This is a genomic window from Plantibacter flavus (assembly GCF_900177615.1).
Lineage (GTDB): Bacteria > Actinomycetota > Actinomycetes > Actinomycetales > Microbacteriaceae > Plantibacter > Plantibacter flavus.
On sequence record NZ_FXAP01000004.1, the window covers coordinates 485,923 to 507,032 of the forward strand.

Genomic DNA, 21,110 nt, shown 5'->3' on the forward strand with positions numbered 1-21,110 from the left:
AGCGTGCAAGCTCGATACTCAGGCGAACTGCGCGTAGAACGCGTCAGGGTCGTGGGCGAGCGAGGCCTTGACCATGGCACTCCACTCATCGACGACGACCTCGGAAGCGCCGGACGCGACGCCGTCGAGGCTGGCCCGTGCGACGTCCGCCGGGTCGACCATGGGGCCGTCGTAGCCGGCCATGATGTCGGTGTCGGCGGCCCCGAGGTGGAGCCCCTGCACCGTGACACCCTTCGGCGCGAGTTCCAGACGGACCGCGTTCGTCATGTTCCACTCCGCCGCCTTGGCCGCGGCGTATCCGCCGGAGCCGGGATGGGCGAACCAGCTCAGGGCGGAGAGCACGTTGACGATCGTCCCTCCACCGTTCGCTTCGATCACCGGCGCGAACGCACGCACCATGGCGAGGTTGCCCCAATAGTGCGTGTCCATCTCCCGCCGAGCGTTCGCGAGGTCGTCGGTCAGCATCGAGCCCTGTGTCGCGATCCCGGCGTTGTTGACGAGCAACGTGACGTCGGTCGCGATCTCGGCCGCCGCAGCGACGGACGCCTGATCGGTGATGTCGAGTTGCAGCACCTCCACGCCCGGGATGTCGACGAGTTCCGGGCGCCGCGCGGTGGCGTACACCTTCGACGCGCCGCGCTCGAGCAGTTGCACGACGAACCGGCGGCCGATGCCCCGGTTCGAGCCGGTGACGAGTGCGACGGATCCTGCGATGTCCATGATTCCCTTCCGCGTGCGGGGCGATCCCGCAGCAGCCTGGTTAGGCTAAGACCTCACATCAATGTCAGGTGCAAGCCAGGAACGGAAGCTCGATGCGCATCGGAGATCTCGCGGCTCGGACCGGGGTGAGCGTCCGCTCGCTCCGGTACTACGAGGAGCAAGGACTCCTCACCGCCACCCGCACGACGAGCGGCCAGCGGACCTACGAACGAGCAGCAGTGGAACGCGTCGAACTCGTGCAGCAACTCTTCGCCGCAGGTCTGCCGAGCCGCACGATCGTCCAGCTGCTCCCCTGCGTCGATGCGGGCGTCGCGACGCCGGAGTCGCTCGCGCTGCTCCGGACCGAACGTGACCGCATCACCGCGCAGATGGCCGACCTCGAAGCAGCACGCGCCCGTTTGGAAGCGGTCATCGACATCACCCTCCACCCGACGCCGGAGCACTGCCCCGCGCTGCGCGACGAGCTTCCGGCCGAGCTGGACGCCGCCTGACGCCATCCGGCACAACTCCGGCATGGTCGGCCCATCGCAGCTACCATGACCTCGTCGGAGGTCGAGGACAGAACCGGTCGCTCGCCTTCGCGGCAGTCGAGTCGGGCACGCCTGAGCCCGACTCCCGATCCGGGGGGTCAGCGATGAGTGAACCAGTGAAGCAGAGCCCAGCGAAGCAGGGCCAAGCGACCGCGACCGAATCGGTCGCCGCCCAGGCGGCCCGCACCCGGCTCGAGGAGCGCGTGGCGGGCATCGAATCGATCCTGATCTCGGTCCCGATGCTGCTCCTCGAGATCGCCCTCATCCTCTCGCTGTTCGTCCCCTACGCGACCCAGACGAAGACGGATGAGGACCCCGAGTCCTTCAACCTGTTCTTCTTCCTCGCGGGATTCGCCGATCGTGACGACGACGGCGACCCGGAGGCCGCCTCGATCCTGTTCGCGAGCGCGTTCCTGGTGCTCATCGTCGTGATCATCGGCACGATCTGCACCGCGCCGACGCTCGCGGGCAAGCGCATCTCGTCCCGGGCGGGAGCGACCGCTGTGACCTTCATCATCGTGCTCATCCTCGGCAACATCGGCGCCTGGATGGTCATGCTGATGGGGGTCTACGCCGACTCGCCCTGGACCATCGGCCCGGCGCTGCCACTCCTCAACCTCGGCACCCTGCTCGCGGCGATGATCGCCTTCATGCCCGGCTACCGTCGCATCTGGGAGCGATGACTGTTCGAGGCCAATCTGCGATGGGGAGCACTGCCCATCCGACGATGGGCGCGTACTCTCACCGCGTTGCCATACTGAGTCCGTGAGTGGAACCGAAGATGCACCGGCAGGCGTGCTCGAGGACTATCAGTGGGCCGTCGAGGCCGAGCTGCAGAACACCCCGTTCATCGTCACCCGCCTCCCCGACGGGTTCCAGGTCGGATACGACCTCGCGGACGCCCGCTGGTGGAACGTCCTGCAGCTGAACGAGGTGTCCGACAGCATCACCTACACCGTGCGGGTCGACGAACGACGGCGGCGGTTCAGCATCACCGACAAACTCAAGCGGATGAGCTGGTCGGCTGGTGTCTCCGGCTTCGTGCCGCGCCTCTCCTGGTCGTTCTCCTGGCAGTCCGGCCGGGTCCGATACGCCAGGGTCATCATGCTCGGGACCTCCCCCGGCGGGTTCGAGATCGCGTTCAGTCCCGAGAACGAACGCGCGCGCATCAAGGAGATCGGCGAGGAACTCGGTCTGCGCCCCCGCATGAGCCCCCACGTCCGCATCGGGCTCTGGGCGGCGGCCGCTGGCGTCGCGATCGGCCTGATCGTGCCCGCCATCGTCATGCTGAGTCTCTCCCTCACTGGGAACCATTGATGCAGGAGCTTCGAATCGGGACGGTGCGCACTGGTGATGGCACGGAAACGCGCGACAGGCGACACACGGGGCTTCCTGCACAGCAGGGTGTTCCAGACGGTGGCGATCGCCCTGATGCTGTTGGCCGGTCCGGTGGCCGTGGTCGTCGGTTCCTTCATGATGGCTGCCGACAGCGACCTGTTGCAGAACGGGGAGCGGACGAGTGGGACGGTCACCGAGGTCGATGACGGGAGGAACGCGTCGGACCACCGGTTCAGGACCGACTATCTGGCGCCCGACGGTTCGCCACAGCGCGTCTGGGCGGACTGGCCCCTCGACGGCAAACCCGCCGTCGGCGACGTCGTCACCGTGATCTATCGAGCGGACGACCCCGGCACGGCGGTGCTCGAGGGCTATGACGGGCCGGGGACCTCGGTCGTCGGAATCGGTGTCGTACTGACCGGCGTGAGTCTCCTGATCGGCACCGCGATGCTCGTCGGCGTCCTGCTCCGTGCGGGGCGGGGACCCGAGCCGAAGGACTGACGGCACCGAGACGAGCGGCCGGGAAACGCAACAGGCCCGGTATCCCGGGCCTTGCGTAGCAGGAGAGAGATTCGAACTCTCGACCTCACGATTATGAGTCGTGCGCTCTCACCAACTGAGCTACCCTGCCACGTCTCTCCGTATGCCGGCGAGAGCAGTGACGGAGAGAACGAGCCCCGAGCGGGACTTGAACCCGCGACCTCTTCCTTACCAAGGAAGTGCTCTACCACTGAGCTATCGGAGCGCGAACCAAACCGCTCACGCGGAAATGGCACCAGTAGAGACTAGCATCCCGCGAGGGGTGCTTCGTACACCGGATCGGGATCAGTTCGCGGCGAAGGTGTCCGCGGCGTGGACGACCTTCTGCAGGTACGACGCGGCCCCGTTGTACGAGCCGATCGCCGCGATCCAGTCGGCTTCGACGCGGAGGTCCCGGCCACCATGGCACAGGTAGTGCGCTGCGGCGAGCGCCGCGTCGTCGATCTGCTGCGGGTCCGCGACACCGTCGCCGTTCCCGTCCGCTCCCCACCGTTGCCAGGTGGACGGGATGAACTGCATCGGCCCGACCGCGCGGTCCCATCTGGCGTCGCCGTCGAAGGCACCACGGTCCGTGTCGGTGACGGCGTCGAACTCGGTGCCGGTGAGCGCCGGGCCGACGATGGGCGGAACGGCCCGACCGGCGTCGTCGAGTGCACCGCCGAAGATCGTGCCGTGCCCGGACTCGACGCTGCCGAGCGCGGCCAGCGTGTTCCAGGCGATCCCGCAGCCCGGTTGGCTCTCGGCGACGGCGAGCGCCGCACCGGCATAGGCGACCATCGCCCGCTCGGGGATGCCGAGGCGGAGCGCCGTGGCCGTCGCCCAGGCACGGTCCACCCGGTCGGTGATGGCCGCCGGCGCCGTGCCGGCCGAGCCGAGTGCCGGGATCCCGGGTCCCTCGACGGCAGCATGTGGCGCGGTTCCGAGGGTCGAGTCCCGTGCTTCCGCTCGACTGATGAGCTCCGGTCCCCAGACGACCGCTGCCACGATGACGGCGAGACCGACGATCGCGACCGCCCCGCCGGCGACGAGCCATCCCACCCGGATGCTCGACAGCCGGTTCCGGCGCGTCGGCGCGGTCAGACGTCGGGAGCGGTTGCGCGCGCTGGTCGGTCGGGACCGCGGCTTCCGCGTCGAGCGGGTGGTGCTGGTCGTGCGTCGTCCGGGCGCAGCGGTCTTGCGTCGTGCGGGCCGGCGCGCGCCACGCCCCTTCGCCGATGTCCCCACCGATCCACCGTAGCCCGGCGCTGGTGTCGGCGCGGTGCGCCCACGCGAGCCGGGTCAGCGATGCGCCGCGGGCTCAGCGCTCCGAAGCGGCCTTCGCAGCCTGCTTGGCCTGGCGCTTCGCCCGAAGGTCTTTCGCGACGGCGACACCCTTCTTGGCGGCGGCGTTCGCCTTCGTGCTGGCCTGCTTCGCACCCTCGAACTCCGAGGCGAGGACGGCGAGCCCGCCGACGGCGATCAGTGCGCCCGGTCCGGGGAGCGGGATCAGAGCCACGCCAAGCGCCACGGTGCCACCGCCGACGACTCCGACACCCGCCCGGTACACCCGGTTCGCGGTCGGATTCCGACGGATGATGCCACGCGTCGTGCGGGCCGCTGATCCGGCGATGCCTCCCGCCTGCGCGGCGACGCGCTTCGCCGTGCTGCGGGCCGAGCCGTCCGATTCCGTGGTCATGTCCCCACTCTAAGCAGGACGGGCGGGTCGGTGGCCGGGAATCCGGTCAGAATCGACGCGGTTCCCGTGTGACCGAACCGGCGTGAGTGCGGGGTGCCAGCGCGACCGCACCCCTCCGGAGCGCCGCGCTCGCCGCCATGCACCGCACTCGTGTCAGCGCACCGCGCTGGCCAGTCCACGAGCGGCGACGGCCCCCGTGAATGGCCTAGGGTAGCGACATGGACTCCGCCCTCCCGACCACGTCGGCGACCGCAGCTCAGCACGCCTCCCCCGCAGGAGGCTCCACCCCCGGTTCGGAGTGGTGGCGCTCCGCCGTCATCTACCAGATCTACCCGCGATCCTTCGCGGACGCGAACGGCGACGGCCTCGGCGACCTCCCCGGGATCACCTCCCGCCTCGGCGCCCTGCAGGAGCTCGGCGTCGACGCCATCTGGCTGTCCCCCTTCATGACGAGCCCGCAGAAGGACGCCGGCTACGACGTCGCCGACTACTGCGACGTCGACCCCATCTTCGGCACGCTCGCCGACTTCGACGCGATGACCGCAGCCGCGCACGCTGCCGGCATCCGCGTCATCGTCGACCTCGTCCCCAACCACTCCTCGAGCGCCCACCGCTGGTTCCAGGAAGCCCTCGCGGCCGGCCCCGGCTCGGCGGAGCGCGCGCGATACATGTTCCGCGACGGGAAGGGCAAGCACGGTGAGATCGCCCCCAACAACTGGGAGTCCGTCTTCGGCGGTCCGGCCTGGACACGCGTCACCGAGGCCGACGGCACGCCTGGCCAGTGGTACCTGCACATCTTCGATTCCTCGCAGCCCGACTTCGACTGGACGAACCCGTGGGTCCGCGAGCAGTTCCGCGACATCCTCCGGTTCTGGCTCGACCGCGGCGTCGACGGGTTCCGCGTCGACGTGGCGCACGGCATGATCAAGGCCGACGGCCTGCCCGACTACACCCCGCCGGCCGAGGGCGGCAGCATGGGTGGCGCCTCGGCGGGCGTCGCACTCGAACCCGGCATCAGCACCGGGCCCGCCTCGTGGCCGGAGACGGCACCGTACTGGGGTCAGGACGGCGTGCACGAGATCTACCGCGACTGGCACGAGCTCCTCGCGACCTACGACGGCGACCGGGTGCTGTGCGCCGAGGCCTGGGTCGACCCGCTCGACAAGATGGCGCTGTGGGTGCGTCCAGACGAGATGCAGCAGGCGTTCAACTTCCCGTATCTCGAGACCCCGTGGAACGCCGCGGACCTCAAGACGGTCATCGGCGAGTCGCTGCGGGCGTTCGCGCAGGTCGGCGCTCCGAGCACGTGGGTGCTGTCCAACCACGACGTCGTCCGCCACGCGTCCCGTCTCGCGCTCACGGAGGAGAACCCCCAGGGCTACGGTGTCGGTCCGAACACCCCCGGCCAGCCCGATCGGGCACTCGGGCTGCAGCGGGCCAGGGCGGCGACCGCCCTCATGCTGAGTCTGCCCGGTGGGGCGTACCTCTACCAGGGCGAGGAGCTCGGGCTCCCCGAGGTCATCGACCTGCCGGATGACGCCCGACAGGACCCGACGTGGTTCCGCACGAACCACGAGCGGTACGGCCGCGACGGCTGCCGCGTGCCGATCCCGTGGGAGGCCGGGCACCCCGCATACGGCTTCAACACGACCGGTGCGTCCTGGCTGCCGCAGCCCGACGACTGGAACGACTACTCGCGCGACGCACAGGCCGGCATCCCCGGTTCGACGCTGGAGCTGTACCGCACGCTGCTCCGCCTGCGCCGCGAGCACACGCTGGGACTCGGTTCGATCGCCTGGATCGAGGGGGCTCCCGAGACCATCCTCGCGCTGACCAACGGTGCGGTCACGGTCGTCGCGAACACCGGTGCCGACGACATCGCCGTGCCCTCGTCGCTCGCGGACTCGGCAGTGCTCGTCGCGAGCGGACCCTTCGACGGCAGCACCATCCACGGCGACACGACGGTCTGGTTCACGACGCCCTCGACCCTGCCCGTCGCCTGAGTCACTCCGTCGGCCGGTTGCCCAGCGCGGTGCGCTGACGTGACCGCGGGCGATTCGGTGCCGGCGCGGTGCGCTGACGCGAGCGCGCCGGAATCGGCCCCGCCGCGGGGCGTGCGCGTGAGCGCGCCCCTCCGGAGGGGCGCGCTCACGCCGGAGACCCGCGCTCGCGTCAGCGCACCGCGCTGGCCCAAGGGCAGGGCAGGTCAGTGGTGGAGGATCGCGACCGCGTGGGGGCCGAGCCGGAGGGAACCGTCCGTCGTGACGACCTCACCGAAGCTGTCGAGGAGTTCGCCGACCCGCAGCGCGAGCTCGACGGGTTCCGTCCCGAAGTTGACCGCGAGGGTGGCCGAGCCACGACGCAGGACGAACGAGCCGGTCGCCTCATCGACGATCGCCGTGGTGTCGGCGAACGCCGGATCGGTGAACGCCGGGACCGTGCGTCGCAGCTCGATGACCCGTCGGTACCAGGTCAGCAGCGTCGCGTGCCGTCCACCGGATCGCTCCGACCAGTCGAGCACCGACCGACGGTAGGTCTCAGGATCCTGCGGATCCGGCACGTCGGCCTCGTTCCAACCCATCCGCGCGAACTCGGCGATCCGGCCCTTCGCCGTCGCCTCACCGAGCTCGGGTTCCGGGTGCGAGGTGAAGAACTGCCAGGGCGTCGAGGCGGCCCACTCCTCCCCCATGAACAGCATCGGGGTGAACGGTCCGAGCAGCGTGACCGCGGCGGCGATGGCGAGCTGCCCGTCGTCGAGCGTCGCGGCCAGCCGGTCGCCCGTCGCCCGGTTCCCGATCTGGTCGTGGTTCTGGTCGGACACGACGAGTCGCCAGCTCGGCGTCCGTTCGAGGTCGATGCGGCGGCCGTGGTGGCGCTTGCGGAAGCTCGACCAGGTGCCGTTGTGGAAGAACCCCTCCTCCATGACCTTGCCGAGCGCACCGAGCGGGGCGAAGTCGGCGTAGTAGCCGGACACCTCGCCGGTGAGCGCCACGTGCAGTGCGTGGTGGAAGTCGTCGCTCCACTGCGCGTCGAGACCGTACCCGCCAGCGCCGCCGGGACCCCGGGGCGTGATGAGCTTCGGGTCGTTCAGATCCGACTCCGCGATGAGCGTGAACGGTCGGTCGAGGTCGGCGCTGAGCGCGTCCACCGCGGCGTCGAGTTCCTCGAGGAGGTGGATCGCACGGGTGTCGTGCAGGGCGTGGACCGCATCGAGGCGCAGGCCGTCGACGCCATACTCCTCGAACCACAGCAGCGCGCTGTCGATGATGTACCGACGCACCTCGTCGGAGTCCGGCCCGTCGAGGTTGAGGCTGTCGCCCCAGGTGTTCCCGGCACCGTCCGCGAGGTAGGGACCGAAGCGGGGCAGGACGTTGCCGGAGGGACCGAGGTGGTTGTACACGACGTCCTGGATGACGGCGAGCCCGCGCTCGTGGCACGCGGCGACGAAGCGACGGTAGCCGTCCGGTCCGCCGTAGGCCTCGTGGACCGCCGACCAGAAGACGCCGTCGTAGCCCCAGTTCCAGACACCGTTGAACGCGTTGACCGGCAGGATCTCGACGGCGTCGACACCCAGCTCGACCAGCTCGTCGAGGCGTTCGATCGCCCCGTCGAAGGTCGCCGTCTCGGTGAACGTCCCGATGTGGAGTTCGTAGAGAACGGCACCGATGAGCGAGCGCCCCCGCCAGCCGGTCCCGTCGCACGGCACGGGGTCGGATGCGACGACGCGTGACGGGCCGTGGACGCCCTCCGGCTGCCGACGCGAGCGGGGATCAGCGAACGGACCCTCACCGTCGACGAGGTAGCGGTAGTCGCTGTCGACGACCGCCGCACGTGGCTCGGCACCGTCGAGCGCGATCCACCACCCCTCCGCGACGTCGCGGTCCATCGGGTGCTGCTCACCGTCCAGGACGAGGTCGACGCGCTGGGCCTCGGGTGCCCAGACGCGGAACCCGTCAGCCGGACTCGTGGTGCTGGTCGTCATCGTGCTCACTCCTCGCTCGCGGCCTCGGCCGCATCGTCGGGCCGCGTCAGGACGGCGACGGGATACTGCTCCAGCAGCGCCGCGAGACGGACCTCGCCGCCCTGCAACTCACGGCCGGTCAGCACGTCGACGAGCCGGCCCTCCGGCAGGGTGACCGTGGTCGACTTCCAACCGCCATGCTCCGCGAGCCGGAGCGAGAGCCGGGTCGCGACCGTGGTCACTCCACCGCGTGAGAACGCGACGACGTGGTCGGCGGCCGGTCCGTCCGCCCCGATGGGGGTGTACTCGGCGAACCGGGTCGGGTGCTCCCGTCGCAGGCGGAGGAGTCGGCTGGTCACGAGGAGTTTCGCCGCTCCGTCGGCGTCGACCGGCGGTAGCCAACCCTCGTCGAGACGGGCGAGCACCGCGCGACGCTCGGCGTAGTCGACGGAGCGACGGTTGTCGGGGTCCACGAGCGATCGGTCCCAGAGCTCGCTGCCCTGGTACACGTCCGGCACGCCCGGCATCGTCAGCTGGATCGCCTTGGCGACCAGACTGTTCGACCATCCGGCCGCCTCGACGTCCGCGACGGCGTCGAGCAGCGCGGCGTTCGCACGACGGCTGTCGTACAGTCCGTCGACCGCCGCATGCAGAGCGGCCTCGAACGTCTCGTCCGGTGCGGTCCAGGTGGTCGAGTCGCCGGCCTCGCGGGCGGCCTTCTCGACGTAGGCGTGCAGTCGCTCGCGCTCGATCGGCCACGCACCGACGGCCGCCTGCCAGACCAGCTGCTCGAGCTGCCGGTCGGGGAAGCCGTTCGAGGTGTGGAGGGCGACGGCGTGCTCCGCCCACCGGTCCGCGACCTCACTCAGGGCGTCGATGCGGGCACGGACGTCCTCGCTGCGCTTCGTGTCGTGCGTGCTGAGCGTCGTCATCGAGGACGGCCACTCCGCCTGCCGCCGTGCCTGACGGTGGTGGAACTCGGCGACGCTGATGTCGGTCTCGGCGGGGTCGCCGCCGACCTCGGTCAGCGAGGTCAGCGCCGTGTAGCGGTAGAACGCGGTGTCCTCGACGCCCTTCGCCATCACCATGCCCGAGGTCTGCTGGAACCGCGCGGCGAGCGGATCGGTCGCACTGCGCAGGCGCGGAGCCAGCGCGGCGAAGGCGTCGGCGAGCTCCGGCCGCCGGGTCTCCGCCTCGTCGAGCGCGGCGTCCAGGTACTCGTCGCCGAGCGGCAGGTAGGAACGGTAGACGGGGAACGCGGTCAGGATCTCGGCGAGCGCGTCGACGGCGTCCGGCACCTCGGGGACGAGCCTCGCGAGGCGTCGGACCTCGGAACCGAGGATCCCGTCGGCGATGCCCCGCTTCGTGGTGTGCACGAGGTCGTCCCAGGCTTCGCGTGTGAGCTCGACCCCCGCGAGCTGGCCGAGCGTGGGCAGACCGGTCGGGTCGACGAGCACCCGGTCGACGTCGCCCAGGGCGTCGTAGCCGGTGGTGCCGAGCGTGGCCCACTCGGCCGGGAGGTCCTCTTCGCCCTCGAGGATCTTCTCCACCCAGATGGGTGCGCCACCGATGCGCTCGGACAGTCGATCGAGGTAGGCACCGGGGTCGAGGAGTCCGTCCGGGTGGTCCACGCGGATCCCGTCGGCGAGGCCGTCGTCGAACCAGCGACCGATCTCGACGTGCGAGCCGTCGAAGACCGCCGGGTCCTCGACCCGGATCGCTGCGAGCGTGTTGACGGCGAAGAACCGTCGGTAGTTCAGCTCGCTGTCGGCGCGGCGCCAGTTGACGAGTTCGTAGTGCTGCCGGTCGTGCACCTCGCGCGGGCTCGCGTCGTCGTCGGCCGTCCCGGGGGCGATGGGGAGTCGGTGGTCGAAGTAGCGCAGTTCGCCGTCCTCGATGCTGAGGTCGTCGAGCGCACTGCGGCCGTCCTCGTCGTCGCCGAGGATCGGGACGCGGATCCGACCGTCGCCGGCCTCCCAGTCGACGTCGAACGCGGCCGCGTGCTCTGCATCCCGACCGTGCTGGAGCAGGTCCCACCACCAGGCGTTCTCGACCGGTGTCGCGACGCCCATGTGGTTCGGGACGGTGTCGATGAGGACGCCGAGGCCGGCCGCATGGGCTGCTTCGGCGAGCGCCGTGAGCCCGTCGGCACCGCCGCGCTCCGGGTCGACCTCGGTGTGGTCGACGACGTCGTAGCCGTGGGTGGATCCGGGTTCCGCACGGAGGATCGGCGACAGGTAGACCCAGTCGGCGCCGAGAGCTTGGAGGTAGTCGACGAGCGCCGCGGCGTCCTGGAGCCGGAAGTCCGCGGTCAGCTGGAGACGGTAGGTCGAGACGGGCACGGTGGAACGCTGTGGCCCGCCGCCGGACGCGGTGGTCATGATGCGACCCCCGATCGCAGGAGGGTGAAGGAGGTCCCCTGCACGATCACCGTCGTCGACCCCTCGGCGAGCATCTGCTCCGGGTCGCTCGACTCGACGAGCGTCCACGGCAGGCCGGGAGCCTTCGGCAGGCTGAACTCCACGCCGTTCTCGGCCGCGTTGAGCAACAGCGCGAAGGACGCCGATCCGGCGTGACGGAACACGAAGGTGATCGAGCGGGCGTCGGGGTTGTCCCAGTCCTCGTCGGCGAAGGGTTCGTCGTCGGACCGGGTGATGAAGACCCGGTCGTCGGCCTTGGAGCCCGGCCCCTGGCGGAACCAGTCGGGTCGCAGCGCCGGCTCGGCGAGGCGCAGGGCGATCAGGCGCTTCGTGAAGCCGAGGAGGTCGTGGTCGGCGTGCTCCCAGTCGAACCACGACACCTCGTTGTCCTGGCAGTAGGCGTTGTTGTTGCCGCCCTGGGTGCGGGCGATCTCGTCGCCGCCGAGGATCATCGGGACACCGGCCGACAGCAGGACCGTCGCGAGGAAGTTGCGGCGCTGGCGATCGCGGCGCGCGTTCACGGCGGGGTCGTCCGTCGGGCCCTCCGCACCGTTGTTGCTGGAGCGGTTGTCGCTCTCACCGTCGTTGTTGTCCTCGCCGTTGGCGGCGTTGTGCTTCATCGAGTACGCCGTGAGGTCGGCGAGGGTGAAGCCGTCGTGCGCGGTGACGAAGTTGACGCTGGACAGCGGTGAGCGCCGGGACGCCTCGTAGACGTCGGGGCTGCCGAGGACGCGCTGCGACATGGTGCCGAGCACGCTGTCGGCGCCGTTCCAGAAGTCGCGGACGTCGTCGCGGAACTTCCCGTTCCACTCGGACCAGCTCGCGGGGAAGCCGCCGACCTGGTAGCCGGCGGTGTCCCACGGCTCGGCGATCATCTTGATCGGTGCGAGCACCGGGTCCTGCTCGATGAGCGACAGGAACGCGCTGTGGATCTCGGCGGAACCGTCCTGGCGGGTGAGCGTCGTCGCGAGGTCGAAGCGGAAGCCGTCGACGTGCATCTCGGTCACCCAGTAGCGCAGGGAGTCCATGATGAGGCCGAGCGCCGCAGGGTGGCCGACGTTGACGCTGTTGCCCGTGCCCGTGGTGTCGAAGTAGTGCTCGCGGTCCTCGTCGACGAGACGGTAGTAGGCCGCGTTGTCGATGCCCTTGAACGACAGGGTCGGGCCCATGTGGTTGCCCTCGGCCGTGTGGTTGTAGACGACGTCGAGGATGACCTCGAGGCCGGCCGCGTGCATCGCCTTGACCATGGCCTTGAACTCGTCGACCTGCCCACCGCTGTCGCCGGCGGCCGCGTACTCGCCGTGCGGGGCGAAGAAGCCGATGGAGTTGTAGCCCCAGTAGTTGCGGAGGCCCTTCTCCTCGAGGTGGCTGTCCTGCACGAACTGGTGCACCGGGAGGAGTTCGACCGCCGTCACGCCGAGCTCGGTGAGGTAGCGGATGGCCGCCGGGTGGGCGAGGCCGGCGTAGGTGCCGCGGATCTCCTCGGGCACCTCGGCGAGCTGCTTGGTGAAACCCTTCACGTGGACCTCGTACACGATCGTCTCGGCGAGCGGGATGCGCGGAGCGACGTCCTGGCCGTCGGCGTCCCAGTCGAACGAGGACGGGTCGGTGACAACGCCGAGCGCGACGTGGCCTGCGGAGTCGGTGTCGTCCATCGTCTCCGGTGCGTCGAGACGGTGGCTGAACTGCGCCTGGCCGAGGTCGTAGCGGCCCGTGACCGCCGTCGCGTGCGGGTCGAGCAGCACCTTCGCCGGGTTGTGGCGGAGGCCGTTCGCCGGGTCCCAGGGGCCGTCGACGCGGATGCCGTAGCGCGTCCCGGGGAGAAGGCCCTCCACCAACCCGTGGAACACGTGTCCGGTGCGCTGTTCGAGGCGCGTCTGCTGCTCCTCCCCGCCCTCGGGGAAGATGCACACGGTGACGGCGTCGGCGGTCTCCGAGTAGATGGCGACGTTCGCACCATCGCCCCGAAGGGTGACGCCGAGCGGATAGGGGGTCGAGAGCGTCATGGCGCCCTTTCACTCGAAGGGATCGATCGTTGTTGAGACGGTACACCGCCCGGATGACTTCCCCGGATCCGGACGAAACGTGGTAATGGGCCGATCAGAACGCGAAGATGCCGATCGCCACACCGATGGCGAGCCCTGCAGCGGCCGTCGCGGCGGCGAGGAGCAACGCGATCCGCGGGTCGACGCCCTGGTCGACGACGAGACCGAGGCGCGCACGCACCCGGCGGACCCGGCGGACGCGCGACTCGGACCAGATCTCGCGCAGGCTGGCTGCGACCTCGTGCGCGGCGGGTCGGTCCTCCGGCTTGCGGGCGGTCATCGACCGCAGGAGCGGGTGCCATGCGGCGGGGAGCTCGGGCGGGATCACCGGGTCGCGGTGCAGGCGTGCGATGGCCGCCTCGACGAGACCGCCGTCGAACTCCCGGCGGCCGGTGACAGCCTCGAGCAGCACGAGGCCGAGGGAGTAGATGTCCGTCTCGGTGCCGACGGTGTCGCCGAGCGCCTGCTCGGGCGAGAGGTAGGACGCCGTGCCGGAGATGGCCTCGGTGTTCGTGAGGCGCGACCCGCCCACGAAGTGCGCGATCCCGAAGTCGGACAGCTTCACGAGGTTCGCGTGCCCGAACGCGGCGATGTCGCTGAACAGCATGTTGTCGGGCTTGATGTCGCGGTGCACGATCGACCGCGTGTGGATGAAGGACAGCGCGTCGGCGACCTGCGCACCGAGCGCTGCGGCGTCGCGCGGGAGCATCGGGCCGGCCTGCAGCTTGTCGGTGAGCGTGGCGCCCGGGATGTACTCCATGACGAGGAACCGGTGCTCGACGCCGCGGTGGACGACGGAACCGGAGTCGTACAGCTCGACGAGGCCCGGGTGGCGGAGTTCGCCGAGCAGGCGGATCTCCCGCTCCTGGCGCAGCCGGTCGTTCGCGGTCGCGGCCTCGTCGCGGAAGAGCTTCACGGCGACGGGACGAGAGAGCAGTTCGTCGCGTGCCCGGTAGACGTTGGCGGAACCGCCGGAGCCGAGCTGCTCACCGATGCTGTAACGCCCGTTCGACAGGCTGACACCGGTGACGACCGTCTCGGTGTGCTCGGTGAACATCGCAGCTGGATCGGTGATCGATCCGGCGTGTGCCGGCGGGCGGTGCAAAGAGTCGCTCACGGCCGCCCCCTTCACGGTGCAGTCGATGTTGGCCGCGCCACCGCGTTCTCGGCAGGCTGTTCCAGCAACCACGTTACAAGGCGTTCGTCGTTCAGCCGGATTCGTGTCGGAGTGTTGAGAACGGCTAGCGCACCTGGTAGGCGTCTGCAAGACCACGATGCTCCCTTGCGGGCCCCGAACCGCGACGAGGACCATGGAGGGGGCCGGGGAACCCGGGCCGAGTCGTCTGCTGCGAGGAGCACCCATGTCCACTGTCGCTGAAACCGTCGTCGCAACCCTCCAGGCCAGCGGTGTGCAACGCGTTTACGGACTCCCGGGCGACTCCCTGAACGGCTTCACCGACGCCCTCCGCTCCTCCGGCGGCATCGACTGGGTGCACGTGCGCCACGAGGAGGCGGCCGCCTTCGCCGCAGCTGCGGAGGCGGAGCTGACCGGGGAGCTGGCGGTCGTCGCGGCGAGCTGCGGCCCCGGCAACCTCCACCTCATCAACGGCCTCTTCGACGCGAACCGCTCGCGGGTACCGGTGCTCGCGATCGCCGCCCACATCCCGAGTTCGGAGATCGGCAGCACCTACTTCCAGGAGACCCACCCCCAGGAACTGTTCCGGGAGTGCAGCGTCTACGTCGAGCTCGTGTCCGTCCCGGAACAGCTGCCGCGGGTGCTCGAGATCGCGATGCGCACCGCGGTCGAGCGCCGCGGCGTCGCCGTTGTCGTCGTGCCGGGCGACGTCATGCTCCAGCGGGCCGTGAGCGAGCACGTCTCCGCCATCCGCGCCACGCAGCCTCGGATCCTGCCGTCGGAGCACGAGCTCGACGAGGCCGCACGCATCCTCAACGCCGGCAAGCGCGTCACGATCCTGGCCGGTGCGGGCGTCGCGGGCGCTCACGCCCAGCTCATCGACACGGCCGACACCCTCGCCGCGCCCATCGTGCACGCCCTCAGGGGCAAGGAGCACGTCGAATACGACAACCCCTTCGACGTCGGCATGACCGGCCTCCTCGGATTCGCCAGCGGCTACCACGCGATGCTGTCGTGCGACGTCCTCCTCATGCTCGGTACCGACTTCCCCTACCCGCAGTTCTTCCCCGAGGACGCGACCGTCATCCAGGTCGACATCCGCGGCGAGCAGATCGGCCGCCGACACCCGGTGGACCTCCCACTCGTCGGCACCGTCCGCGACACCCTCGACGCGCTGCTGCCGAAGCTCGAGCGCAAGACCCATCGCAAGCACCTCGAGGAGTCGCTCAAGCACTACCGCAGCTCGCGGAAGGGGCTCGACGATCTGGCGACCGCGGACCACGACGGCCAGGCGATCCACCCGCAGTACCTCGCGAAGGTCGTCGACGAACTGGCGACGGACGACGCCGTGTTCATCCCCGACGTCGGCTCCCCCGTCGTCTGGGCGTCGCGCTACCTCACCATGAACGGTCGGCGTCGACTCATCGGTTCGTTCAGCCACGGCAGCATGGCGAACGCCGTTTCGCACGGGCTCGGCGCGCAAGCCTCGCACCCGGGTCGTCAGGTCGTCGCGCTCGCGGGCGACGGTGGACTCACCATGCTGCTCGGCGAGCTCATCTCCCTCACGCAGAACAAGCTGCCGGTGAAGATCATCGTGATCAACAACTCCTCGCTCAACTTCGTCGAGCTCGAGATGAAGGCGGCCGGATTCGTCACCTACGGTACCGACCTCGAGAACCCCGACTTCGCCCGCGTTGCCGAGGGTATGGGCATCCACGGCGAACGCGTCGAACGGGCCAGCGAGTTGGAGGGCGCCATCCGTCGGGCCTTCGATCACGACGGTCCGGCGCTCGTCGACGTCGTGACCGCCAGACAGGAGCTGTCGATCCCGCCGACGATCACCGCCGAGCAGATGAAGGGCTTCACCCTGTACGCGCTCCGGACCGTCATGTCGGGCAGGGGCGACGAACTGCTCGACCTCGCGAACACGAACCTGCTGCGCCGCATCCTGCCCGGTCACTGAGCGACGAGCGGATTCCCCCGCGGTATCCAGAGACCGCCGGGTAGACTCGACTACCGTGTCCAGACTTCTCGTTACCGGCGGCGCCGGATTCATCGGCTCGAACTTCGTCCACTACGTCCTGAACAACACCGATCACTCGGTGACCGTCCTCGACAAGATGACCTACGCGGGCAACCGCGCCTCGCTCGACGGCCTCCCGGCCGATCGTTTCGAGCTCGTCGTCGGCGACATCCAGGACGCGACGCTCGTCGACGAGCTCTTCGGCCGTCACGACGCCGTCGTGCACTACGCAGCGGAGTCGCACAACGACAACTCCCTGCACGACCCGCGCCCGTTCCTCGACACGAACATCATCGGCACGTACACGCTGCTCGAGGCGGCTCGCAAGCACGGCACGCGCTTCCACCACATCTCGACCGACGAGGTCTACGGCGACCTCGAGCTCGACGACCCGGAGCGTTTCACCGAGCAGACGCCGTATAACCCGTCGAGCCCGTACTCCTCGACGAAGGCCGGCAGCGACCTCCTCGTCCGCGCGTGGGTGCGTTCCTTCGGCGTCAAGGCGACCATCTCGAACTGCTCCAACAACTACGGGCCGTACCAGCACGTGGAGAAGTTCATCCCGCGTCAGATCACGAACGTGCTCGGCGGTGAGCGCCCGAAGCTGTACGGCACGGGCGAGAACGTGCGCGACTGGATCCACGCGAACGACCACTCGTCCGCCGTCCTCACGATCCTCGACAAGGGGGTCATCGGCGAGACGTACCTCATCGGTGCCGACGGCGAGAAGAACAACAAGGACGTCGTCGAGCTCATCCTCACTCAGCTCGGACAGTCGGCGGACGCCTACGACCACGTGAACGACCGTCCCGGCCACGACCTCCGCTACGCCATCGACTCGTCGAAGCTGCGCACGGAGCTCGGCTGGACCCCGGCGTTCAGCGACTTCGAGGCCGGCCTCGCCGACACGATCGCCTGGTACCGCGACAACGAGTCGTGGTGGAAGCCGCAGAAGGCCGCCACCGAGGCGAAGTACCAGGAGCAGGGCCAGTAACCCTCTGCCACCGTCACGAAGGCCCGTCCGGCAGCAGCCGGGCGGGCCTTCGTCGTCCGGTGCCCGGTCCCTGAGCCCCGCCACCGGTCCCTGAGCTCCCACCACCGGTCCCTCAGCTCCAACACCGGTCCCTGAGCCCCAACACCGGTCCCTGAGCCTGTCGAAGGGCGGCATACCCCCGTGGGCACTTCGACAAGCTCAGTGACCGAAGGAAGTACCCCGCACCACGAGGGCCCCATCCCCACCCCTGGGAACCCCTCCCGGTCCCTCAGCCCCAACACCGGTCCCTCAGCCCCCAACACCGGTCCCTGAACCTGTCGAAGGGCGACGTACCCCGTGGGCACTTCGACAAGCTCAGTGACCGAAGGAAGTACCCCGCACCACGAGGGCCCCATCCCCACCCCTGGGAACCCCTCCCGGTCCCTGAGCCTGTCGAAGGGCGCCCGTCCTCGGGGCGAGACACGACTGCCCCGCCCGGAGTCGGGCGAGGCAGTCGAAGCGTTGGGTTCCGCGGCGTCAGTCGACGTTCGCGTAGAGCCACTCGAGCGGGTCGACCCAGGTGACGCCGTCGAGTCGGATCTCGAAGTGGAGGTGAGGGCCCGTGGACATGCCCGTGCTGCCGGTGAGGCCGAGGATGGTGCCGACCTTGATCGCCTGCCCCTCGACGACGCGGACCGAGCCGTGCTGCATGTGCGCGTAGACGCTCGAGACGAGGCGGCCGTTGATGGTGTGGTCGACGATGACGTTGACGCCGAGCGAGCCTTCGCCGTCTTCGACGTGGCGGACGACGCCGTCGGCGATGACCTGGATGGGCGCGCCGTTGCCAGGGTTGAAGTCCTGGCCGTGGTGGTCGCTCGAGCACCCGGCGCAGTCGCGGGCACCGAAGCGGTCACCGATGGTGACCCCGACCGCGAACGGCCACTGGATGGTCCCGTTCGGGTTGTTCGTGAAGGTGTTCGCCGGGCGGATGCCCATGGCGGCGGCGGCTTCCTCGACGGTGCTTGTGGTGTAGTCGTCGCGAGTGAAGGTCAACTCGGCCGAACCCTCGCTGTCGAGCGACTGCGACGCCTGGTTGCTCAGCCCGTTGCCGTCGCCGAGCTCGGCCTGCGAGGCCTCTGCCACCGACGTCGCGACGTCTTCAGCGGTGAGCAGCGCGTTGGCGGGCACCGAGGTGGCCACGGCCATGAGCGCGACGAAGCCCATCGCGGCACCCGCGAAGATCTTGGTGGTGATGCGACGCTTGCGCGCGATGGTCGTCGGGCGGGGCGACGCCGGTGCGGTGGCCGGGCCGGACGATGCGCGTGGCTTCGAGGCCGGCTTCGGTGCAGCTGCGCGGCGCACACGGGGGGCGTCGATCGTGGACGCGTCGACCGTCACGGTGATGGACTCGGTGGCCGGGGTGGACTCGGAAGCCACGGCCGGTTCAGTGATGAGCGGCTCTGCCTCGACCGGCGCGATGTCTGCGACGTCGGTGGTGTGCACGGCGTCGATCGCCTCGGCGATCATCTGGTCGACCGGGTCGACGGCCGCGGCCGTTTCCTCCTGGTCGGCGCTGGCCTCGTGCGTCGGCTCCTGCAGTACGGACTCCTGGTGCTCCAGGGCAGCCGCCGCCTGACGCTCACGTTCGCGGAGTTCACGGCGGCCGAGCGGAGGTGTCTGCACGGGTGCAGCGTCGTTCTCGACAGACGTGTTCTGCGGGTCCTGAGGGTCGGGAAGCACAGGGGTGTCCTCAGGGCTGGCATGGCGTGACAAGGGGGCGGGGGCCTTTCAATGGGCTAGCAAGAAGATCTCGACGTCCGTCCGCGCGGGGGAAGGCGAAGGTAACGAATGCATAAATGCTAGCAACGGGAGGCTGAAAAAGCCATGGCAGTGCTCGGTTTTGCACGATAAAGCCCTGGTCAGAGGCTATATGAGAGTTCTCTTATGAACGAGTCGCCACCGGAGCGCTACCGCGAGCGGCGGCGGCGCGCATCCGGTGTCACCCGATCGGCGTCGCAAAGCCCTGCTCGATGAGGAGCCGTTCGAGGACCGCGAGCAGCGGCGCATCGGCGGCCATGATGAGCTGCGTGGTGGCCGGAGCACCGTCGAAGCCGGCGACCGTCGCGCCCGCCTCGGCAGCGATGAGCGCGCCTGCGACCTGGTCCCACGGCTTCAGGCCGCTCTCGTAGTAGGCGTCGAGGCGGCCCGACGCGACGCTGCAGAGGTCGAGTGCGGCGGAGCCGATCCGACGGACGTCGCGGAACGTCCCGAGGAGGGCTCCGAGCACGGCCGCTTGCTCCATGCGCCGCGACGCGGTGTAGGAGAAGCCGGTGCCGAGCAGCGCCACGTTCGGTGCCACGCCTCGGTTGACCTCGAGAGCGCGGCCGTTCAGTCGTGCTCCACCGCCGCGGGAGGCGGTGTAGTGCTCACCCAGGACCGGGTTCACCACGGCTCCGGCGAGGGCGGTCCAGGTGGCCGGGTCCGGTTCGCCCTCGACGACCCCGATGCTGACGGCGTACGCGGGGATGTCGTAGAGGTAGTTGACGGTGCCGTCGATGGGGTCGACGACCCAGGTCAGGCCGGAGGTACCCGTCGCTCCACCCTCCGTGCCGGTCTCCTCGCCGAGGAATCCGTCGTCCGGTCGTGCTGCGATGAGGCGGTCGCGGATGAACTGCTCGGACTCGCGGTCGGCTCGCGTCACGACATCCTCGACCGACGACTTGCTCGCGGCGATCTCGACGCCCTCCCGGCGTCGGCGCAGGATCAGTTCGCCGGCCTCTGCGGCGATGTCGGTGGCGATCTGGAGGAGTTCTTCGTGTCCGGTCACCCCACCACCCTATGGCGGCTCACGCCGCCGATCGACGAGCTCAGGGACCGGAACGAGCCCGGGCACACGTCCGCCGCGGGCCGAGGCGCCACAACCCGAGCGCCCTTCGACAAGCTCAGGGACCGGAGTCTCCCGGACACACCCCTCCCGCTCACTGAGCCTGTCGAAGTGCCCCCGAGAAACCCTCCTCGTTCCGAGTGCTCCCCTCCCGCTCATCGAGGTGGCGCGACCCGAGTGCCCTTCGACAGGCTCAGGGACCGAAAAGCTTGCGAGCACAGTCCAGCCCGCTCACTGAGCCTGTCGAAGTGCCCACGAGAAACCCTCCTCGTTCCGAGTGCTCCCCTCCCGCTCATCGAGGTGGCGCGACCCGAGTGCCCTTCGACAGGCTCAGGGACCGAAAAGCTTGCGAGCACAGTCCAGCCCGCTCACTGAGCCTTTCGAAGTGCCCACGAGAAACCCTCCTCGTTCCGGGTGCTCCTCTCCCGCTCATCGAGGTGGCGCGACCCGAGTACCCTTCGACAGGCTCAGGGACCGAAAAGCTTGCGAGCACAGTCCAGCCCGCTCACTGAGCCTGTCGAAGTGCCCACGAGGAACCCTTCAACAGACCCAGGGACCGGAGCGTCTCCGGGTCAGAACGGCGCGGGGTCCGGTTCGGTCCGGTGGTGTTTGCCGTCGGGTGTCGTCCACCCGAGCACACCACCGGGACCGTGGTCGAGGTTCCACCCGGGGAGGTGCTTCATCCGGTGGTGATGTCGACACAGGCACGCGAGATTGCCGACATCCGTCGCGCCCCCGTCCTCCCACGCGACCGAATGATCGAGGTCACACGCTCTGGCGCGCCTGCCGCACCCCGGTGCCCGACAGGTGCCGTCTCGCAAGCGGACCGCGCGCTGCAGATCGGCCGGAACCCGGTACTGCTTCCG

General features: G+C 69.6%; 17 protein-coding genes and 2 tRNA genes. 7 read left to right on the forward strand and 12 right to left on the reverse strand.

The features are described from left to right. Positions 1-18: 18 nt before the first annotated feature. Positions 19-720, reverse strand: coding sequence for an SDR family oxidoreductase (locus B9Y95_RS14710; protein WP_085512834.1), 702 nt, complete (start codon positions 718-720; stop codon positions 19-21). Positions 721-812: 92 nt separating this feature from the next. Between B9Y95_RS14710 and B9Y95_RS14715 the strand changes: the two genes are divergently transcribed. The 4 genes from B9Y95_RS14715 to B9Y95_RS14730 all read left to right on the forward strand — a co-directional run bounded on the left by B9Y95_RS14715 (position 813) and on the right by B9Y95_RS14730 (position 3,089). Continuing rightward, the gene (locus tag B9Y95_RS14715; RefSeq protein WP_085512836.1) at positions 813-1,211 is read left to right on the forward strand and encodes a MerR family transcriptional regulator; all 399 of its coding nucleotides are present in this window, start codon (positions 813-815) and stop codon (positions 1,209-1,211) included. A gap of 143 nt (positions 1,212-1,354) precedes the next feature. Beyond that, positions 1,355-1,933 carry a hypothetical protein gene (locus tag B9Y95_RS14720; RefSeq protein WP_143736497.1) on the forward strand — a complete coding sequence of 193 codons (579 nt, stop codon included), beginning with the start codon at positions 1,355-1,357 and terminating at the stop codon, positions 1,931-1,933. A gap of 82 nt (positions 1,934-2,015) precedes the next feature. Next, positions 2,016-2,567: a hypothetical protein gene (locus tag B9Y95_RS14725; protein ID WP_143736499.1), complete on the forward strand. Its 552-nt coding sequence runs from the start codon at positions 2,016-2,018 to the stop codon at positions 2,565-2,567. A 36-nt stretch (positions 2,568-2,603) separates the two neighbouring features. Beyond that, the gene (locus B9Y95_RS14730) at positions 2,604-3,089 is read left to right on the forward strand and encodes a DUF3592 domain-containing protein (protein WP_085512842.1); all 486 of its coding nucleotides are present in this window, start codon (positions 2,604-2,606) and stop codon (positions 3,087-3,089) included. Positions 3,090-3,145: 56 nt separating this feature from the next. On the opposite strand, the gene B9Y95_RS14735 is transcribed toward B9Y95_RS14730, so the two are convergent. The 4 genes from B9Y95_RS14735 to B9Y95_RS14755 form a co-directional block, all read right to left on the reverse strand. Continuing rightward, positions 3,146-3,219: transfer RNA gene (locus B9Y95_RS14735), tRNA-Met, on the reverse strand. 42 nt (positions 3,220-3,261) lie between these two features. Further along, positions 3,262-3,333: transfer RNA gene (locus B9Y95_RS14740), tRNA-Thr, on the reverse strand. Between the two features lie 80 nt (positions 3,334-3,413). Continuing rightward, entirely contained in the window at positions 3,414-4,352 is a 939-nt protein-coding gene (locus B9Y95_RS20900) for a lytic transglycosylase domain-containing protein (RefSeq protein ID WP_234994120.1), read from the reverse strand. 73 nt (positions 4,353-4,425) lie between these two features. Beyond that, positions 4,426-4,803 (reverse strand): PGPGW domain-containing protein, encoded by a 378-nt coding sequence (locus tag B9Y95_RS14755; RefSeq protein WP_085512847.1) that lies wholly within the window; start codon positions 4,801-4,803, stop codon positions 4,426-4,428. 218 nt (positions 4,804-5,021) lie between these two features. Here B9Y95_RS14755 and B9Y95_RS14760 point away from each other — a divergent pair, with 218 nt between their 5' ends. Beyond that, complete coding sequence (locus tag B9Y95_RS14760) at positions 5,022-6,806, forward strand: glycoside hydrolase family 13 protein (protein WP_085512850.1); 1,785 nt, start codon at positions 5,022-5,024, stop codon at positions 6,804-6,806. 203 nt (positions 6,807-7,009) lie between these two features. Here B9Y95_RS14760 and treZ read toward each other — a convergent pair whose 3' ends face one another. From treZ to B9Y95_RS14780, 4 genes are all read right to left on the reverse strand, one after another. After that, positions 7,010-8,785 carry a malto-oligosyltrehalose trehalohydrolase gene (treZ, locus tag B9Y95_RS14765; RefSeq protein WP_085512951.1) on the reverse strand — a complete coding sequence of 592 codons (1,776 nt, stop codon included), beginning with the start codon at positions 8,783-8,785 and terminating at the stop codon, positions 7,010-7,012. Positions 8,786-8,790: 5 nt separating this feature from the next. Beyond that, a complete protein-coding gene (gene treY / locus B9Y95_RS14770) occupies positions 8,791-11,145 on the reverse strand; it encodes a malto-oligosyltrehalose synthase (RefSeq protein ID WP_085512852.1) in 2,355 nt (784 codons plus the stop codon). Then, the gene (gene glgX, locus B9Y95_RS14775) at positions 11,142-13,190 is read right to left on the reverse strand and encodes a glycogen debranching protein GlgX (protein ID WP_085512855.1); all 2,049 of its coding nucleotides are present in this window, start codon (positions 13,188-13,190) and stop codon (positions 11,142-11,144) included. Before glgX ends, treY begins: the two co-directional genes overlap by 4 nt. 94 nt (positions 13,191-13,284) lie before the next feature. After that, entirely contained in the window at positions 13,285-14,346 is a 1,062-nt protein-coding gene (locus tag B9Y95_RS14780; RefSeq protein ID WP_159453425.1) for a serine/threonine-protein kinase, read from the reverse strand. Positions 14,347-14,590: 244 nt separating this feature from the next. Here B9Y95_RS14780 and poxB point away from each other — a divergent pair, with 244 nt between their 5' ends. Both poxB and rfbB read left to right on the forward strand, forming a co-directional pair. Beyond that, positions 14,591-16,327, forward strand: coding sequence for a ubiquinone-dependent pyruvate dehydrogenase (gene poxB / locus B9Y95_RS14785; protein WP_085512860.1), 1,737 nt, complete (start codon positions 14,591-14,593; stop codon positions 16,325-16,327). Positions 16,328-16,382: 55 nt separating this feature from the next. After that, entirely contained in the window at positions 16,383-17,381 is a 999-nt protein-coding gene (rfbB, locus tag B9Y95_RS14790; protein ID WP_085512862.1) for a dTDP-glucose 4,6-dehydratase, read from the forward strand. Between the two features lie 516 nt (positions 17,382-17,897). On the opposite strand, the gene B9Y95_RS14795 is transcribed toward rfbB, so the two are convergent. The 3 genes from B9Y95_RS14795 to B9Y95_RS14805 form a co-directional block, all read right to left on the reverse strand. Beyond that, a complete protein-coding gene (locus B9Y95_RS14795) occupies positions 17,898-19,043 on the reverse strand; it encodes a M23 family metallopeptidase (RefSeq protein ID WP_143736501.1) in 1,146 nt (381 codons plus the stop codon). Between the two features lie 316 nt (positions 19,044-19,359). Next, the gene (locus B9Y95_RS14800; RefSeq protein ID WP_085512866.1) at positions 19,360-20,187 is read right to left on the reverse strand and encodes an inositol monophosphatase family protein; all 828 of its coding nucleotides are present in this window, start codon (positions 20,185-20,187) and stop codon (positions 19,360-19,362) included. A 629-nt stretch (positions 20,188-20,816) separates the two neighbouring features. Continuing rightward, positions 20,817-21,065: an HNH endonuclease signature motif containing protein gene (locus B9Y95_RS14805; RefSeq protein WP_234994127.1), complete on the reverse strand. Its 249-nt coding sequence runs from the start codon at positions 21,063-21,065 to the stop codon at positions 20,817-20,819. Positions 21,066-21,110: the final 45 nt, after the last annotated feature.

What these genes read in the sequence shown, in the direction of transcription:
- B9Y95_RS14710 (WP_085512834.1), bottom strand. Translation starts at nt 720, where the DNA reads ATGGACATCGCAGGATCCGTCGCACTCGTCACCGGCTCGAACCGGGGC.
- B9Y95_RS14715 (WP_085512836.1), top strand. Translation starts at nt 813, where the DNA reads ATGCGCATCGGAGATCTCGCGGCTCGGACCGGGGTGAGCGTCCGCTCG.
- B9Y95_RS14720 (WP_143736497.1), top strand. Translation starts at nt 1,355, where the DNA reads ATGAGTGAACCAGTGAAGCAGAGCCCAGCGAAGCAGGGCCAAGCGACC.
- B9Y95_RS14730 (WP_085512842.1), top strand. Translation starts at nt 2,604, where the DNA reads ATGGCACGGAAACGCGCGACAGGCGACACACGGGGCTTCCTGCACAGC.
- B9Y95_RS14755 (WP_085512847.1), bottom strand. Translation starts at nt 4,803, where the DNA reads ATGACCACGGAATCGGACGGCTCGGCCCGCAGCACGGCGAAGCGCGTC.
- B9Y95_RS14760 (WP_085512850.1), top strand. Translation starts at nt 5,022, where the DNA reads ATGGACTCCGCCCTCCCGACCACGTCGGCGACCGCAGCTCAGCACGCC.
- treZ (WP_085512951.1), bottom strand. Translation starts at nt 8,785, where the DNA reads ATGACGACCAGCACCACGAGTCCGGCTGACGGGTTCCGCGTCTGGGCA.
- treY (WP_085512852.1), bottom strand. Translation starts at nt 11,145, where the DNA reads ATGACCACCGCGTCCGGCGGCGGGCCACAGCGTTCCACCGTGCCCGTC.
- glgX (WP_085512855.1), bottom strand. Translation starts at nt 13,190, where the DNA reads ATGACGCTCTCGACCCCCTATCCGCTCGGCGTCACCCTTCGGGGCGAT.
- poxB (WP_085512860.1), top strand. Translation starts at nt 14,591, where the DNA reads ATGTCCACTGTCGCTGAAACCGTCGTCGCAACCCTCCAGGCCAGCGGT.